Annotated in this window: 24 protein-coding genes; all 24 read right to left on the reverse strand. The window is 35.2% G+C overall.

Features of this window, described 5'->3' with window-relative positions:
* Positions 1-61: 61 nt before the first annotated feature.
* Positions 62-1,597 carry a glycogen synthase gene (locus tag ACEN2N_RS01800; protein ID WP_441822734.1) on the reverse strand — a complete coding sequence of 512 codons (1,536 nt, stop codon included), beginning with the start codon at positions 1,595-1,597 and terminating at the stop codon, positions 62-64.
* A gap of 119 nt (positions 1,598-1,716) precedes the next feature.
* Complete coding sequence (gene eno, locus ACEN2N_RS01805; protein ID WP_423997989.1) at positions 1,717-3,009, reverse strand: phosphopyruvate hydratase; 1,293 nt, start codon at positions 3,007-3,009, stop codon at positions 1,717-1,719.
* Between the two features lie 102 nt (positions 3,010-3,111).
* The gene (gene carA / locus ACEN2N_RS01810) at positions 3,112-4,239 is read right to left on the reverse strand and encodes a glutamine-hydrolyzing carbamoyl-phosphate synthase small subunit (RefSeq protein ID WP_441822735.1); all 1,128 of its coding nucleotides are present in this window, start codon (positions 4,237-4,239) and stop codon (positions 3,112-3,114) included.
* A gap of 95 nt (positions 4,240-4,334) precedes the next feature.
* Positions 4,335-4,865, reverse strand: coding sequence for a 50S ribosomal protein L17 (gene rplQ, locus ACEN2N_RS01815; RefSeq protein WP_441822736.1), 531 nt, complete (start codon positions 4,863-4,865; stop codon positions 4,335-4,337).
* Positions 4,866-4,924: 59 nt separating this feature from the next.
* A complete protein-coding gene (locus ACEN2N_RS01820; protein ID WP_441822737.1) occupies positions 4,925-5,917 on the reverse strand; it encodes a DNA-directed RNA polymerase subunit alpha in 993 nt (330 codons plus the stop codon).
* Positions 5,918-5,934: 17 nt separating this feature from the next.
* Positions 5,935-6,540 carry a 30S ribosomal protein S4 gene (gene rpsD / locus ACEN2N_RS01825; protein WP_423997983.1) on the reverse strand — a complete coding sequence of 202 codons (606 nt, stop codon included), beginning with the start codon at positions 6,538-6,540 and terminating at the stop codon, positions 5,935-5,937.
* A gap of 89 nt (positions 6,541-6,629) precedes the next feature.
* The gene (gene rpsK, locus ACEN2N_RS01830) at positions 6,630-7,022 is read right to left on the reverse strand and encodes a 30S ribosomal protein S11 (RefSeq protein WP_027064807.1); all 393 of its coding nucleotides are present in this window, start codon (positions 7,020-7,022) and stop codon (positions 6,630-6,632) included.
* Between the two features lie 9 nt (positions 7,023-7,031).
* Positions 7,032-7,406, reverse strand: a complete 375-nt coding sequence (gene rpsM, locus ACEN2N_RS01835; protein WP_441822738.1) for a 30S ribosomal protein S13 — start codon at positions 7,404-7,406, stop codon at positions 7,032-7,034.
* Between the two features lie 2 nt (positions 7,407-7,408).
* Positions 7,409-7,525, reverse strand: a complete 117-nt coding sequence (ykgO, locus tag ACEN2N_RS01840) for a type B 50S ribosomal protein L36 (RefSeq protein WP_013305171.1) — start codon at positions 7,523-7,525, stop codon at positions 7,409-7,411.
* Positions 7,526-7,533: 8 nt separating this feature from the next.
* Positions 7,534-7,749 carry a translation initiation factor IF-1 gene (gene infA / locus ACEN2N_RS01845; RefSeq protein WP_013305172.1) on the reverse strand — a complete coding sequence of 72 codons (216 nt, stop codon included), beginning with the start codon at positions 7,747-7,749 and terminating at the stop codon, positions 7,534-7,536.
* 3 nt (positions 7,750-7,752) lie between these two features.
* Positions 7,753-9,096 (reverse strand): preprotein translocase subunit SecY, encoded by a 1,344-nt coding sequence (gene secY, locus ACEN2N_RS01850; RefSeq protein ID WP_441822739.1) that lies wholly within the window; start codon positions 9,094-9,096, stop codon positions 7,753-7,755.
* A 14-nt stretch (positions 9,097-9,110) separates the two neighbouring features.
* Complete coding sequence (rplO, locus tag ACEN2N_RS01855; RefSeq protein ID WP_441822740.1) at positions 9,111-9,563, reverse strand: 50S ribosomal protein L15; 453 nt, start codon at positions 9,561-9,563, stop codon at positions 9,111-9,113.
* Between the two features lie 13 nt (positions 9,564-9,576).
* Complete coding sequence (gene rpmD, locus ACEN2N_RS01860; protein WP_133686491.1) at positions 9,577-9,756, reverse strand: 50S ribosomal protein L30; 180 nt, start codon at positions 9,754-9,756, stop codon at positions 9,577-9,579.
* Between the two features lie 10 nt (positions 9,757-9,766).
* Entirely contained in the window at positions 9,767-10,291 is a 525-nt protein-coding gene (gene rpsE / locus ACEN2N_RS01865) for a 30S ribosomal protein S5 (RefSeq protein ID WP_058103817.1), read from the reverse strand.
* 9 nt (positions 10,292-10,300) lie between these two features.
* Complete coding sequence (gene rplR, locus ACEN2N_RS01870; protein WP_441822741.1) at positions 10,301-10,657, reverse strand: 50S ribosomal protein L18; 357 nt, start codon at positions 10,655-10,657, stop codon at positions 10,301-10,303.
* An 11-nt stretch (positions 10,658-10,668) separates the two neighbouring features.
* Positions 10,669-11,211 (reverse strand): 50S ribosomal protein L6, encoded by a 543-nt coding sequence (gene rplF, locus ACEN2N_RS01875; RefSeq protein WP_423997971.1) that lies wholly within the window; start codon positions 11,209-11,211, stop codon positions 10,669-10,671.
* A 19-nt stretch (positions 11,212-11,230) separates the two neighbouring features.
* On the reverse strand, positions 11,231-11,629 hold the full coding sequence (rpsH, locus tag ACEN2N_RS01880; protein ID WP_133686488.1) for a 30S ribosomal protein S8: 399 nt from the start codon (positions 11,627-11,629) through the stop codon (positions 11,231-11,233).
* Positions 11,630-11,695: 66 nt separating this feature from the next.
* Positions 11,696-11,965, reverse strand: coding sequence for a 30S ribosomal protein S14 (gene rpsN, locus ACEN2N_RS01885; protein WP_423997969.1), 270 nt, complete (start codon positions 11,963-11,965; stop codon positions 11,696-11,698).
* A gap of 1 nt (position 11,966) precedes the next feature.
* Complete coding sequence (gene rplE, locus ACEN2N_RS01890; RefSeq protein WP_133686486.1) at positions 11,967-12,518, reverse strand: 50S ribosomal protein L5; 552 nt, start codon at positions 12,516-12,518, stop codon at positions 11,967-11,969.
* Between the two features lie 2 nt (positions 12,519-12,520).
* On the reverse strand, positions 12,521-12,835 hold the full coding sequence (rplX, locus tag ACEN2N_RS01895; RefSeq protein WP_441822742.1) for a 50S ribosomal protein L24: 315 nt from the start codon (positions 12,833-12,835) through the stop codon (positions 12,521-12,523).
* A gap of 13 nt (positions 12,836-12,848) precedes the next feature.
* Positions 12,849-13,217 carry a 50S ribosomal protein L14 gene (gene rplN, locus ACEN2N_RS01900; protein WP_027064819.1) on the reverse strand — a complete coding sequence of 123 codons (369 nt, stop codon included), beginning with the start codon at positions 13,215-13,217 and terminating at the stop codon, positions 12,849-12,851.
* A gap of 3 nt (positions 13,218-13,220) precedes the next feature.
* Positions 13,221-13,478 carry a 30S ribosomal protein S17 gene (gene rpsQ / locus ACEN2N_RS01905; RefSeq protein ID WP_027064820.1) on the reverse strand — a complete coding sequence of 86 codons (258 nt, stop codon included), beginning with the start codon at positions 13,476-13,478 and terminating at the stop codon, positions 13,221-13,223.
* Between the two features lie 12 nt (positions 13,479-13,490).
* The gene (rpmC, locus tag ACEN2N_RS01910) at positions 13,491-13,682 is read right to left on the reverse strand and encodes a 50S ribosomal protein L29 (protein ID WP_027064821.1); all 192 of its coding nucleotides are present in this window, start codon (positions 13,680-13,682) and stop codon (positions 13,491-13,493) included.
* Between the two features lie 12 nt (positions 13,683-13,694).
* Positions 13,695-14,123, reverse strand: coding sequence for a 50S ribosomal protein L16 (gene rplP / locus ACEN2N_RS01915; RefSeq protein WP_027064822.1), 429 nt, complete (start codon positions 14,121-14,123; stop codon positions 13,695-13,697).
* Positions 14,124-14,135: the final 12 nt, after the last annotated feature.

The raw sequence follows: 14,135 nt of genomic DNA on the forward strand, positions 1-14,135 counted from the left end.
TTACCAATTTCAAAAATCTGTTTCGGGTAAAATTAACAATAAGTTCTATGAATAGCTTTCATTACAACAGATAAAGTGAAGTGTAATATTCATCTAAAGATTTTTCCCAGGTAAAACGAGCCTTTTTTGCATTCGCTTTAATCTTTTTCCAGGTGTCTTTATCATGTTCCCAAATGGTCAAAGCCTCATCGAAACTTTTTACCATATTACTAATTTGCTCATCATAAGTATTACCACTAAAAGCAAAACCGGTATGTAAATGCTCAACAGTATCTTTTAGTCCGCCTGTATGATGCACCAAGCAAGGGTTACCATTTCTCATGGCTAGCATTTGACTTATACCGCACGGTTCGAACAAACTCGGCATAAAATATAATTCTGTTTCTAAATACATAGAATCGATCAAATCTTCAGACTGTCCGTTCGTAAAAACAAAATTCTTGTACTGATAGCTCATATGACGAAAGAAATCTTCATAATCGGGATCGCCCGTACCTAATAAAATGAAAATACCTTCTATTTCATCTAACCTGGCTAGCATTTGCTCAAAAGCTTCAGGAGAACGCTTTAGAAAGTAGAATTTCTGTTCGGTTAATCTTGCGACACTCGACACAATAAATTTTGGTTTGTTACCAACATATTGCATAATTTTCTCACCGGTATGTGCTAGAAAATCTGCTTTGTATTTTTTTGATGTATCCTGTAGCCATCTAAAAAGAGCTTTGACGGTATTTCTATACAACAGACCTTTTTCAGCAACTCTAATATTATCGTAATTACTGGCATTCAGTATCCCAAAAAGGCGTCCTTCATTATCTGCCTTGATCAAATCATTTTCCAAACTTTCACCTCCAATAAATTCAGGTCTTCTACTTGGCAAAAGAACATCTTCTTTGTAAGATGGAGAAACCGTATGAACCGCATCGGCAAAACGAATACCCACCGCCATTAAATTAATACAATCTTGATAACGAGGATCCATCAAAGCTTTATGGTCCAATTGAACTTCTGGAAACCAATGACTTACAGATGCGTAATTATTATAAAAAGGGCGAATACCCTGTATAGCTAGATTGTGAATCGTATATACATATCGCATCTTCTTTAAATCTTGATAATTCGGATGAAATGTTTTTATAAACAACAGTGCTGCAGAATGCCAGTCATGCATATGCACAATATCTAAATCGCCGAAAGCACCAACCTTAATGGCCTCTGCCGTAGCAGTACAGAAAATTATAAATTTTATAAAATCGTTAAAAAATGGCTCGGTAGGGTCATCATGATAAATATGCGCAATACCACCTTCCACTATTTCAGGATGGTGAATTACATAATGTGTAATATTCTTATCTACCCTTTTTGGTACTACTTCATACAATTCTGCTGTATAAGGCATACCTCTAAGACTAAATTCAAGTTTAGTTTTAAAAATTCCGTTTTTATGTAATCTTGAGTAGGCGGGTACCACCACGTGAGCTTTATCTCCTCGTTTCGATATCTCTCTTGGCACATCTCTAACAACATCACCCATTCCACCTGCTTTACAATCTGGAATAGCATCGTTCTCTGCGGAAACAAAAAGAAAATTATTCATACGCTAACAAAGAGGTATTATTAATGGTTTATTCTCAAAAGGTAGTTAAAGTTTTGAAGTACGCCAAAAAAAAAAGCCTTTCTCAAGAGAAAGGCTTAATTAAATAATCTTTAAAGAAATTATCCCAATTTAAATGCTTTTTCTTGAGGATAATAAGCGGTACTACCCAACTCTTCTTCAATACGAAGTAATTGGTTGTATTTTGCCATACGATCTGATCTAGAAGCCGATCCTGTTTTAATTTGACCTGTATTTAATGCTACAGCCAAATCAGCAATAGTATTATCTTCAGTTTCACCAGAACGGTGAGACATTACAGAAGTATAACCAGCATTTTTAGCCATGTTTACCGCAGCAATTGTTTCTGTCAATGTACCAATTTGATTTACTTTAATCAAAATTGAATTTGCAATTCCTCTTTCGATACCAGTAGATAGACGCTCAACGTTTGTAACGAATAAATCATCACCGACTAATTGAACTTTATCTCCGATTTTATCGGTCAAAGATTTCCACCCGTCCCAATCATTTTCATCCATACCATCTTCGATAGAGATAATTGGGTATTTAGCACTTAAATCTGCTAAATATTGAGCTTGCTCTTCAGAAGTTCTAATAACACCAGATTCTCCTTCAAATTTAGTATAGTCGTATTTACCATCAACATAAAATTCTGCTGCGGCACAATCTAAAGCGATCATCACGTCATCACCTAAAGTATATCCTGCATTTTTAACTGCTTTTGCAATCGTATCTAAAGCATCTTCAGTACCACCTGCAAGGTTTGGTGCAAAACCACCTTCATCACCCACAGCCGTACTAAGACCACGATCATGTAATACTTTTTTCAAGTGATGAAAAATTTCAGTACCCATTTGCATTGCATGTGAAAAGCTTTTTGCTTTAACAGGCATTACCATAAATTCTTGAAATGCGATAGGAGCGTCTGAGTGAGAACCACCGTTAATAATATTCATCATTGGTACAGGAAGCGTATTAGCACTTACCCCACCGATGTATCTAAAAAGAGAAAGTCCTAATTCATTAGCAGCAGCTTTTGCAGCGGCTAATGACACCCCTAAAATAGCATTTGCTCCTAGTTTCGATTTATTTGGCGTGCCATCTAAATCGATCATTGTTTGATCCAAAAGGTTTTGATCAAAAACGTTCATTCCTAATATCTCTTCTGCAATAATATTGTTAACATTGTCAACAGCCTGTGTAACACCTTTACCCATAAAAGCTTTACCACCGTCGCGAAGCTCAACCGCCTCATGCTCACCTGTAGAAGCTCCAGAAGGAACAGCTGCTCTTCCCATTACTCCGTTTTCAGTAACGACATCTACTTCAACTGTTGGATTCCCTCTAGAATCAAAAATTTGCCTTGCGTGAACGTTTAATATAATACTCATTTATACTCTTATTTTAGTTGTTTGTTTAAAAAGTAAAGATACAAAAGCAAGCATTTAACTAGCTTGTTCGGCCCTTACATTTGCCAATTAATTAATGTTTATTTAAACTATTTCGTTATGTTTTGAACAATTCTCAATTAATTTAAAAAAATCATCGAAAAGGTAATCTGCATCATGTGGACCCGGACTTGCTTCTGGGTGATATTGTACAGAAAACACATCTTTATTTTTCATACGAATACCAGCAACTGTTTTATCATTTAGATGTGTATGCGTAATCTCTAAATTCACATTAGCTTCTGTTTCTTCTCTATTAATTGCAAAACCATGATTATGTGAAGTAATTTCACCTTTACCAGTAATTAAATTTAAGATCGGATGGTTTATACCTCTATGGCCATTGTGCATCTTATAAGTAGACACACCATTTGCCAAAGCCAGTACTTGATGACCTAAACAGATTCCAAATAAAGGTTTATCTGTCTGTATCATCTTCTTGACAGCAGAGATTGCATCAACTAAAGGTTCTGGATCACCGGGGCCATTAGAAATAAAGAAGGCATCTGGGTTCCAAGCTGACATATCTTCAAAACTAGTATTGTAAGGAAAAACTTTTACATAAGCACCTCGCTTAACTAGGTTACGCAAAATGTTCTTTTTAATACCAATATCTAATGCTGCGATTTTAAATGTTGCATCTTCATCGCCAACAAAATAGGGTTCTTTTGTCGATACTTTAGAAGCTAATTCTAAACCTTCCATACTAGGCACTGCACTTAAACGATTTTTTAAATCATCTATATTATCTATGTCTGTAGATATTACCGCATTCATTGCACCATTATCTCTAATGTAACTAACCAATGCACGTGTATCAACATCAGATATAGCGAAAAATTCATTTTTATTTAAAAAACCTAATAAGCTATCATCTGCCAATGGTCTTGAGTATTCATAGCTAAAGTTTTTACACACCAAGCCTGAAATCTTAATAGACTCAGATTCTACTTCATCTATATTTACCCCATAGTTACCTATATGGGCATTAGTAGTAACCATAATTTGCCCGAAATAAGATGGATCTGTAAATATTTCTTGATAACCGGTCATACCTGTATTAAAACATACTTCACCAAAAGCTGTCCCTTCTTTGTCTCCAACAGATTTACCATGAAAGATTGTACCGTCTGCAAGTAAAATTATTGCTTTTCTCTTTGCCTGATATTTCATTTTAGTCTTATAATTTATTTCGTTCACAAAAAAACATAAAAAAAGGATAAGCTAGAAAGCTTATCCTTTTTCATTATTAATATTTATCGACAATTTTATTCCTTAGAATCATCTGTCTTAGCTTCAGTTTCAGTTTGAGCTTCTTCAACTTTCGTTTCTTTCTCTGCAGAAACAACTTCAGCCTCACCACCTGATCTTCTACTTCTTCTAGTAGATTTCTTTTTAGGCTTACCAGCGTTGTATAACTCGTTGAAATCAACTAATTCGATCATCGCCATATCAGCGTTATCTCCTAAACGATTTCCTAACTTAATAATTCTAGTATAACCACCTGGTCTATCAGCAACTTTCTCAGAAACAACACTGAACAACTCAGTTACTGCATACTTATCACGAAGATTCTTAAAAACGATACGTCTGTTATGCGTACCTTTTTCAGCACTAACATTATTCTCAGCTTTTGATTTTGTAATCAAAGGCTCAATAAATTGTTTCAAAGCTTTCGCTTTAGCTACCGTAGTGTTGATTCTTTTGTGTTCGATCAAAGAACAAGCCATGTTTGCTAACATTGCTTTTCTGTGAGCTGTTTTTCTACCTAAGTGATTAATCTTTTTACCGTGTCTCATCTTTTAATTTTATCATCTTGCTACCAAACTCGATAGAACGAGGAGCAAAATATGATTATTTAATCTTTATCTAATTTATATTTTGATAAATCCATACCAAAACTTAAACCCTTATTAATTACAAGTTCTTCAAGTTCAGTTAACGATTTTTTACCGAAGTTTCTAAACTTCATCAAGTCATTCTTATTAAAAGAAACTAAATCCCCTAAAGTATCAACTTCAGCTGCTTTTAAACAGTTTAGTGCACGAACCGAAAGATCCATATCAACTAATTTAGTTTTTAATAATTGTCTCATGTGTAGAGACTCTTCATCGTAAGTCTCTGTTTGAGCTATTTCATCAGCTTCTAATGTAATACGTTCATCAGAGAATAACATGAAATGGTGAATAAGAACTTTAGCAGCCTCAGTTAAAGCATCTTTAGGATGAATAGAACCATCTGAAGAGATTTCAAAAACTAATTTTTCATAATCAGTTTTTTGCTCTACACGAAAGTTTTCGATACTATACTTTACATTTTTAATAGGTGTAAAAATAGAATCCACTGCTATTGTACCTAATGGTGCACCGGACTTTTTATTTTCTTCCGCAGGTACATAACCTCTACCTTTTTCAATAGTAAGTTCCATATTGATACTAACTTTAGCATCCATATTACAAATTACTAAATCAGGATTCAAAACTTGATATCCAGAAATGAACTTTTGAAAATCACCTGCAGTTAATTGATTCTTTCCGCTTACAGAAATTGAAACAACTTCAGCTTCAGAATCTTCTATTTGCTTCTTGAAACGAACTTGTTTCAAGTTTAATATAATCTCTGTTACATCTTCAACAACGCCAGGTATCGTAGAGAATTCATGCTCTACTTTATCTATCCTAACCGAAGTAATTGCATGACCTTCTAAAGAAGAAAGCAATACTCGTCTTAATGCATTCCCAACAGTTAATCCATAACCAGGTTCCAAAGGGCGAAATTCAAACTTCCCTTCAAAATCAGAGGAATCGATCATTATTACTTTATCGGGTTTCTGAAAATTAAATAATGCCATAATTGGATCGGTGTTGTTTATTTAGAGTATAACTCCACGATTAATTGTTCTTTGATATTTTCAGGAATTTGCATTCTCTCAGGAATAGTAACATAAGTACCTTCCTTCTTTTCGCTATTCCATGAAATCCACTCATAAACTGCGCTACTTGCAGTCAATGAATCTTGTATAGTTTGTAATGACTTAGATTTTTCTCTAACACCAACAACATCTCCTGCTTTTAATGAGTAAGAAGGTATGTTTACCAACTCACCGTTAACCGTAATGTGTCTGTGAGATACTAATTGTCTTGCACCGCTTCTAGTTGGAGAAATTCCCATTCTGAAAACCACGTTATCTAAACGAGATTCACATAATTGAAGTAAAATTTCACCAGCAACACCTTCTTTTCTCTTAGCAGTCTGGAATAAGTTTCTGAATTGTTTTTCTAAAATACCGTAAGTATATTTAGCTTTTTGCTTCTCCATTAATTGAACAGAGTACTCAGATTTTTTACCTCTTCTTCTGTTATTACCGTGTTGTCCTGGAGGGTAATTCTTTTTTTCGAAAGATTTGTCATCTCCGAAAATTGCTTCGCCAAATTTACGGGCGATTTTTGATTTTGGTCCTGTATATCTTGCCATTTTCTTTTAATTTGAAAGTGAGACTATGAATTAAGGCTTATCCTTCGATAATCGTAACTACACTTTCGGTGAAATATATTAGTAATTAATTAAACTCTTCTTCTCTTAGGAGGTCTACATCCGTTATGAGGCATTGGAGTAACATCAATAATTTCTGTTACTTCGATACCGGCGTTATGTAAGGATCTAATAGCAGATTCTCTACCATTACCTGGACCTTTTACATAAACCTTAACTTTTCTTAAACCTGCTTCATGAGCTACTTTAGAACAATCTTCAGCAGCTACTTGCGCAGCATACGGTGTATTTTTCTTAGAACCTCTGAAACCTAATTTACCAGCAGACGACCAAGAGATAACATCTCCTTTTTTATTAGTCAAAGAGATGATGATGTTGTTGAAAGATGCACTTATGTGGGCCTCACCAACAGAATCAACTATAACTTTACGTTTCTTGGTAACTTTAGTACTTGCCTTTGCCATACCTAATTATTATTTAGTTGCTTTCTTCTTGTTAGCAACTGTTTTACGCTTTCCTTTTCTAGTTCTAGAGTTGTTCTTAGTACGTTGACCTCTTAAAGGCAAACCTGATCTATGACGAATACCTCTATAACAGCCAATATCCATTAAACGCTTAATGTTCAACTGAGTTTCCGAACGTAACTCACCTTCGATTACGAATTCAGAAACAGCATCTCTAATACGACCTATTTCATCATCATTCCAATCAGAAACCTTAGTATCTTCGCTAACTTGGGCTTTACTCAATATTTCTTGCGACCTACTTCTTCCAATTCCAAAAATGTAGGTTAAGGCGATTACGCCTCTCTTTTGTTTTGGTATATCTATACCTGCGATTCTTGCCATAATTACCCTTGTCTTTGTTTAAATCTAGGATTCTTTTTGTTGATTACGTACAACCTGCCTTTTCTGCGAACAATCTTGCAGTCGGCACTTCTCTTCTTAACTGATGCTCTTACTTTCATCTTGTATCTTAGTATCTATATGTAATTCTTGCTTTTGTAAGGTCATACGGACTCATCTCCAATTTAACCTTATCTCCAGGTAATAGTTTAATATAGTGCATACGCATCTTACCTGATATATGCGCTGTTACCACATGTCCATTCTCCAATTCTACACGAAACATTGCATTTGATAATGCTTCGATAATAGATCCATCTTGTTCTATTGCTGCCTGTTTAGCCATAAATTATGCTACTTTTCTATTTTTACCCGTTTTCATTAATCCATCATAATGTCTATTCAATAAATATGAATTAACCTGTTGTACCGTATCAATAGCTACACCCACCATAATTAAAAGGGAAGTACCACCATAAAATAAAGCCCAACCAGCTTGAACATCCATTAACTTAACAACTATCGCCGGTAAAATAGCCAGCAAAGCTAAGAAAATAGATCCAGGTAACGTTATTAAAGACATAATCTTATCTAAATAATCTCCAGTTTCTTTACCAGGACGTATTCCTGGAATAAATCCACCACTTCTTTTAAGGTCATCTGCCATTTTATTGGTAGGAACAGTAATTGCGGTATAGAAATATGTAAAGATTATAATCAATATTGCAAATAGCAAGTTATATGCCCATCCGAAAATATCACTGAACTGCACTTGCATCCACTGTCCAAAGGAAGTATCATCAAAAGCACCTCCTATTAAACCTGGCACAAACATAATTGCTTGAGCAAAGATTATAGGCATTACTCCAGAAGCATTTAGCTTTAACGGAATATATTGTCTAGATCCCATTATGTTCTTTTCATATCCACCAGAAGCGGTACGTCTTGCATATTGTACAGGTATTTGTCTTGTAGCCATTACTAATAGTATACAAGCTAAAATAACTAAGAACCAAATAATCACTTCAATAAGAATAAACATTAAACCACCATTATTATCAGTTGTTCTTGAAATAAATTCCTGAACAAAAGACTGTGGCATTGTTGCGATGATACCGATCATAATCAACAATGAAATACCATTACCAATACCTTTATCAGTAATCTTCTCACCTAACCACATGGCAAATACGGTACCTGTTACCAATATAATAACAGCAGGAACCATAAAATCTAATCCTTTACCTAATAAAAATGCACTATCTCTAACACCGAACGCTTCTAAACCGTATAAGTATGCAGGAGCTTGAACAATACAAATACCGATGGTTAACCATCTAGTAATTTGATTAATTGTCTTACGACCACTTTCTCCTTCTTTTTGTAACTTCTGAAGATAAGGTATCGCTATACCCATCAACTGAACTACAATAGAAGCTGAAATATAAGGCATGATACCCAAAGCAAAAACAGAAGCATTAGCAAAAGCCCCTCCTGTAAATGCATTTAAAAGACCAAAAATACCCTGATCAGTACTATCTGTCAATCCACCTAATTGAGTCGAATCAATACCCGGAAGTACAATTTGACAACCAAAACGATAAACTAACAAAAGACCCAACGTAATAAGAATTCTATTTCTTAGCTCTTCTATCTTCCAAATATTGGATATTGTATCAATAAAATTCTTCATGCTCTCGTTTATGCTTACAAACTTATTGCTTCACCACCTGCTGCCTCTATAGCTGCTTTGGCAGATGCTGTAAATTTATGTACTGAAATTTTTAGAGGTGCCTTTAATTCACCATTACCTAAAATTTTCACTAAATCATTTTTACCAACTAAACCATTCTCGATCAAAAGATCTAACGAAACCTCATTAGTTAAAATCTTATTATCAACAAGTTCCTGCAATTTCTCTAAATTGATCCCTTGGTAGTCTTTACGATTTATATTCGTAAAACCAAACTTAGGTACACGACGTTGCAAAGGCATTTGACCACCTTCAAAACCAATTTTCTTAGAATAACCAGATCTTGATTTTGCTCCTTTATGACCTCTTGCAGCTGTTCCTCCTTTTCCAGAACCCTGACCTCTTCCAAGGCGTTTTCCGTCTCTATTAACTGAACCTTCTGCAGGCTGTAGATTATGTAAACCCATTTTATTCTAATATTTAAGCTTCCTCTGTGGAAACTAAATGTTTAACTTTATTTATCATTCCAAGAATGTTCGGTGTATCATCATGTTCAACAACCTGACCAATTCTTTTTAAACCAAGAGCCTCTAAAGTTCTTTTTTGATTTTGAGGTTTCTTAATTCCACTTTTTCTCTGTGTAACTTTAATCTTTGCCATAATTTTCCTCTTAACCTTTAAATACTTTTTCTAAAGAAACACCTCTTTGTGTAGCAATAGTCTTTGCATCTCTAAGTTGTAGCAAAGCATCGAATGTTGCTTTTACAACGTTATGCGGATTTGATGATCCTTGAGATTTAGATAGTACATCATGTACACCTACAGACTCTAATACCGATCTTACAGCACCACCAGCAATTACACCGGTACCATGAGATGCAGGTTGGATATAAACCCTAGCTCCACCAAATTTACCTTTTTGCTCGTGAGGTAGAGTACCCTTATTTAAAGGAATACGTACCAAGTTCTTTTTACCATCTTCAATTGCTTTAGCGATAGCCGTTGCAACTTCTTTTGATTTACCTAAACCGTGACCTACAACACCATTCTCATCACCTACAACAACAATTGCAGAAAAACCGAATGCTCTACCACCTTTTGTTACCTTGGTTACACGTTGAATACCAACTAATTTATCTTTTAAATCTAAACCACCTGGCTTAACAGTTTCTACGTTTTTATATTTTTGGAACATACTAGTATATTAGAATTTTAGTCCTGCTTCTCTTGCACCATCAGCTAAAGATTTTACTCTTCCATGATACAAATTACCTCCTCTATCAAAAGCTACTTTTTCTAAGCCAGCTTTTACAGATTTCTCAGCGATTGTTTTACCAACCAAAGCAGCAATCTCGGTTTTATTTCCTTTTACTTTTGCGATATCCTTATCTCTTGAAGAAGCGGATACTAAAGTGACTCCGTTAACGTCGTCTATAACTTGAGCGTATATTTCGCTGTTACTTCTAAATACAGATAATCTTGGTTTAACTGCAGTTCCAGAAGAAACCTTACGTATTCTACGTCGGATTCTTAATTTTCTTTGTGTTTTTGATAATCCCATAATATCCTTTATTAAGCTGACTTACCAGCTTTTCTTCTTAATATTTCACCTACAAACTTAATTCCTTTCCCTTTGTAAGGCTCAGGACTACGGAAAGATCTAATCTTTGCTGCAACATGACCAACTAATTGTTTGTCATGTGAGGTAAGCTTTACAATAGGGTTCTTACCTTTATCAGAAACTGTTTCTACTTTTACCTCTGGGGCAATATCGAAAACAATATTGTGAGAAAAACCTAAAGCTAAATCAAGTTTTTGACCTTGATTACTTGCTCTATAACCTACACCTACCAACTCTAACTCTTTAGCCCAACCTTTAGAAACACCTTCAACCATATTAACGATTAGTGATCTATATAAACCGTGCTTTGCTTTGTGCTCCTTAGAATCAGAAGGTCTTGTTACAAAAACCTCACCGTCTTCTACTTTAATCAAAACTCCTGAGAACTCTTGAACCAACTCACCTAACTTTCCTTTAACAGAAATGATATTGTCGTTGATTTCAACTGTAACTCCTTCAGGAATTGCGACTGGATTATTACCTATTCTAGACATTTTCTAAATCTTTAATCAATTAATAAACGTAGCACAAAACTTCACCACCAACTTTTTCTGCCTTTGCTTGCTTACTTGTCATTACACCGTGAGATGTAGAAACAATTGCAACACCTAAACCATTCAAAACACGAGGTAAATCTTCGTTACCTGCATACTTTCTAAGTCCAGGCTTACTGATACGCTGTATTTTCTTGATGACAGGTTCTTTTGTAACCTTATCGTACTTCAAAGCTATTTTAATAGTCCCTTGTACTTTGCTCTCTTCGAACTTGTAACTTAAAATATATCCTTGATCGAATAATATTTTAGTAATTTCTTTTTTTAGATTCGACGCAGGAATTTCAACAACCCTATGTCCCGCTCTACTCGCGTTTCTAACTCTCGTTAGGTAATCTGCAATAGTATCTGTTACCATATGTATATAATTCGGAAACGGTTTTCAGCACTTAAGCTAAACCTGAATCCATTAATAATTCTATTCTTACCAGCTAGCTTTCCTAACACCTGGTATTAAACCGGCATTTGCCATCTCTCTGAACTTCACCCTTGAAATACCAAAAGTTCTCATGTAACCTTTAGGTCTTCCAGTTAATTTACATCTATTATGCAAACGTACCGGAGATGCATTTTTAGGCAATCTCTGTAACGCCTCATAGTCTCCAGCTTCTTTCAAAGCTTTACGTCTTTCAGCATAAACTGCTACAGTTCTTTCCCTTTTTCTCTCACGGGCTTTCATTGATTCCTTAGCCATACTAATTCTTTTTAAAAGGTAAACCTAATTCTGTTAATAATGATTTTGCTTCTTTGTCTGTTTCTGCAGAAGTTACAAATGTAATATCCATACCGTTAATTCTATTGATTTTATCAATATTAACTTCAGGAAAAATAATTTGCTCTGTTACACCAAGGTTATAATTTCCACGACCATCAAACCCTGTAGCTTTGATACCTTGAAAATCTCTTACTCGTGGTAATGCAGAAGTAACCAAACGATCTAAAAACTCGTACATACGCTCACCTCTCAAGGTAACTTTTGCACCAATTGGCATACCTTTTCTTAATTTAAAGGCAGCAACATCCTTTTTAGACATTGTAGCAACGGCTTTTTGACCCGTTATCATAGTCATTTCATCTATTGCATGGTCAATAAGTTTCTTGTCAGCAACAGCAGCTCCTACACCTCTACTCATTACTATCTTCTCTAACTTAGGAACCTGCATTACATTACTGTAACCAAACTCTTCGGTAAGGGCAGCTACTATTCGCTCCTTATACTCTTTCTTTAATCTTGCAACGTATGCCATAACTAAATTACTTCATTGGATTTTTTGGAAACCCTAACTTTTTTACCATCCTTCATTTCGTAACCTACTCTTGTTACCTCGCCAGACTTGCTGTCGATTAAAGCTAAGTTAGAAATATGGATTAAAGCTTCTTTTTTTACAATACCACCTTGAGGGTTTTTAGCACTAGGCTTCTCATGTTTAGACACCATATTGGCACCTTCAACGATGGCTTTATTTTTCTCAAGATCCACACGCATCACTTTACCTTCAGTACCTTTATGGTCACCAGCAGTAATTCTTACCGTATCCCCTGTTTTGATTTTTAACTTTTTCATCTTGTCCGTTATATTATAATACCTCTGGGGCCAATGATACAATCTTCATGAACTGCTTATCCCTAAGCTCTCTTGCTACAGGTCCAAAAACACGAGTTCCTCTCATTTCTCCGGCAGGATTCAATAAAACACAAGCGTTGTCATCAAATCTTATATAAGACCCATCAGGTCTTCTAACCTCTTTCTTTGTACGAACTACAACAGCAGTTGAAACCGCACCTTTCTTGATACCTCCGTTTGGAGTTGCCTCTTTAACAGTAACAACAATTTTGTCACCTATTGAAGCATATCTTCTTTTGGTACCACCAAGAACACGGATAGTTAAAACTTCCTTTGCTCCTGTGTTATCCGCTACTTTTAGTCTAGATTCTTGCTGTAACATAACTTATTTAGCTCTTTCTAAGATTTCTACTAATCTCCAACATTTGGTTTTACTCATAGGACGAGTTTCCATGATCTTTACAGTATCACCAATGTTACAATCGTTCTTTTCGTCATGTGCAACATATTTCTTTGTCTTCAAAACGAATTTACCGTACATAGGATGTTTTACTCTTTTCACTTCGGCAATAACAATAGATTTCTCCATTTTATTACTAGTGACAACTCCTACTCTCTCTTTTCTTAAGTTTCTTTTTTCCATAAAGCCCACCAATTATTGGTTTTCCCTATTAGTTAATTCAGTGGCTAATCTTGCTACCGTTCTCCTCACTTTTCTAATCTGAAGTGGATTTTCTAACGGAGTTACAAAATGTGCCATTTTCAAATCTGCATGTTGCTTCTTATACTCGGCAAATTTCTCCGTAAGTCCTTCTACAGACATTTCTTTAATCTCTTGTTTTTTCATTATTCCTTACGTTTAATTTCCGCCCTCGTAATCTCGAGCTACAATGAATTTTGTTTTAACAGGAAGTTTTTGAGCCGCTAATCTTAAAGCTTCTTTTGCTACTTCCATAGGAACTCCGGCCACTTCGAACATTATTCTACCTGGTTTAACCACAGCTACAAAATATTCTGGCGCACCTTTACCTTTACCCATACGTACTTCTAATGGCTTTTTGGTAATCGGCTTATCTGGAAATATTTTAATCCACAATTGACCTTCTCTCTTCATAAATCTAGTAGCAGCAATACGAGCAGCTTCTATTTGGCGTGAAGTCAAAAATGTAGCATCATCAACATTCTTTATACCGAACATACCATTTGAAAGTTGGTGTCCTCTACCAGCAAGACCTTTCATACGGCCTTTCTGCATTTTACGGAACTTCGTTCTTTTCGGTTGTAACATTACTTTAGTTCT

The organism is Maribacter spongiicola, assembly GCF_052119685.1.
GTDB lineage: Bacteria > Bacteroidota > Bacteroidia > Flavobacteriales > Flavobacteriaceae > Maribacter > Maribacter spongiicola_A.

Bases quoted from the DNA above. Each gene is read 5' to 3' on its own strand.
- rpmC (WP_027064821.1), bottom strand. From the start codon at position 13,682: ATGAAAAAACAAGAGATTAAAGAAATGTCTGTAGAAGGACTTACGGAG.
- ykgO (WP_013305171.1), bottom strand. From the start codon at position 7,525: ATGAAAGTAAGAGCATCAGTTAAGAAGAGAAGTGCCGACTGCAAGATT.
- ACEN2N_RS01800 (WP_441822734.1), bottom strand. From the start codon at position 1,597: ATGAATAATTTTCTTTTTGTTTCCGCAGAGAACGATGCTATTCCAGAT.
- rplQ (WP_441822736.1), bottom strand. From the start codon at position 4,865: ATGAGACACGGTAAAAAGATTAATCACTTAGGTAGAAAAACAGCTCAC.
- rpsQ (WP_027064820.1), bottom strand. From the start codon at position 13,478: ATGGAAAAAAGAAACTTAAGAAAAGAGAGAGTAGGAGTTGTCACTAGT.
- rplO (WP_441822740.1), bottom strand. From the start codon at position 9,563: ATGGGTTTACATAATCTACAGCCTGCAGAAGGTTCAGTTAATAGAGAC.
- rpsE (WP_058103817.1), bottom strand. From the start codon at position 10,291: ATGTTCCAAAAATATAAAAACGTAGAAACTGTTAAGCCAGGTGGTTTA.
- infA (WP_013305172.1), bottom strand. From the start codon at position 7,749: ATGGCTAAACAGGCAGCAATAGAACAAGATGGATCTATTATCGAAGCA.
- rpmD (WP_133686491.1), bottom strand. From the start codon at position 9,756: ATGGCAAAGATTAAAGTTACACAGAGAAAAAGTGGAATTAAGAAACCT.
- carA (WP_441822735.1), bottom strand. From the start codon at position 4,239: ATGAAATATCAGGCAAAGAGAAAAGCAATAATTTTACTTGCAGACGGT.
- rpsM (WP_441822738.1), bottom strand. From the start codon at position 7,406: ATGGCAAGAATCGCAGGTATAGATATACCAAAACAAAAGAGAGGCGTA.
- eno (WP_423997989.1), bottom strand. From the start codon at position 3,009: ATGAGTATTATATTAAACGTTCACGCAAGGCAAATTTTTGATTCTAGA.
- secY (WP_441822739.1), bottom strand. From the start codon at position 9,096: ATGAAGAATTTTATTGATACAATATCCAATATTTGGAAGATAGAAGAG.
- rpsK (WP_027064807.1), bottom strand. From the start codon at position 7,022: ATGGCAAAGGCAAGTACTAAAGTTACCAAGAAACGTAAAGTTATAGTT.
- rplE (WP_133686486.1), bottom strand. From the start codon at position 12,518: ATGGCATACGTTGCAAGATTAAAGAAAGAGTATAAGGAGCGAATAGTA.
- rplP (WP_027064822.1), bottom strand. From the start codon at position 14,123: ATGTTACAACCGAAAAGAACGAAGTTCCGTAAAATGCAGAAAGGCCGT.
- rpsH (WP_133686488.1), bottom strand. From the start codon at position 11,629: ATGGTAACAGATACTATTGCAGATTACCTAACGAGAGTTAGAAACGCG.
- rpsN (WP_423997969.1), bottom strand. From the start codon at position 11,965: ATGGCTAAGGAATCAATGAAAGCCCGTGAGAGAAAAAGGGAAAGAACT.
- ACEN2N_RS01820 (WP_441822737.1), bottom strand. From the start codon at position 5,917: ATGGCATTATTTAATTTTCAGAAACCCGATAAAGTAATAATGATCGAT.
- rpsD (WP_423997983.1), bottom strand. From the start codon at position 6,540: ATGGCAAGATATACAGGACCAAAATCAAAAATCGCCCGTAAATTTGGC.
- rplF (WP_423997971.1), bottom strand. From the start codon at position 11,211: ATGTCTAGAATAGGTAATAATCCAGTCGCAATTCCTGAAGGAGTTACA.
- rplN (WP_027064819.1), bottom strand. From the start codon at position 13,217: ATGTTACAGCAAGAATCTAGACTAAAAGTAGCGGATAACACAGGAGCA.
- rplR (WP_441822741.1), bottom strand. From the start codon at position 10,657: ATGGGATTATCAAAAACACAAAGAAAATTAAGAATCCGACGTAGAATA.
- rplX (WP_441822742.1), bottom strand. From the start codon at position 12,835: ATGAAAAAGTTAAAAATCAAAACAGGGGATACGGTAAGAATTACTGCT.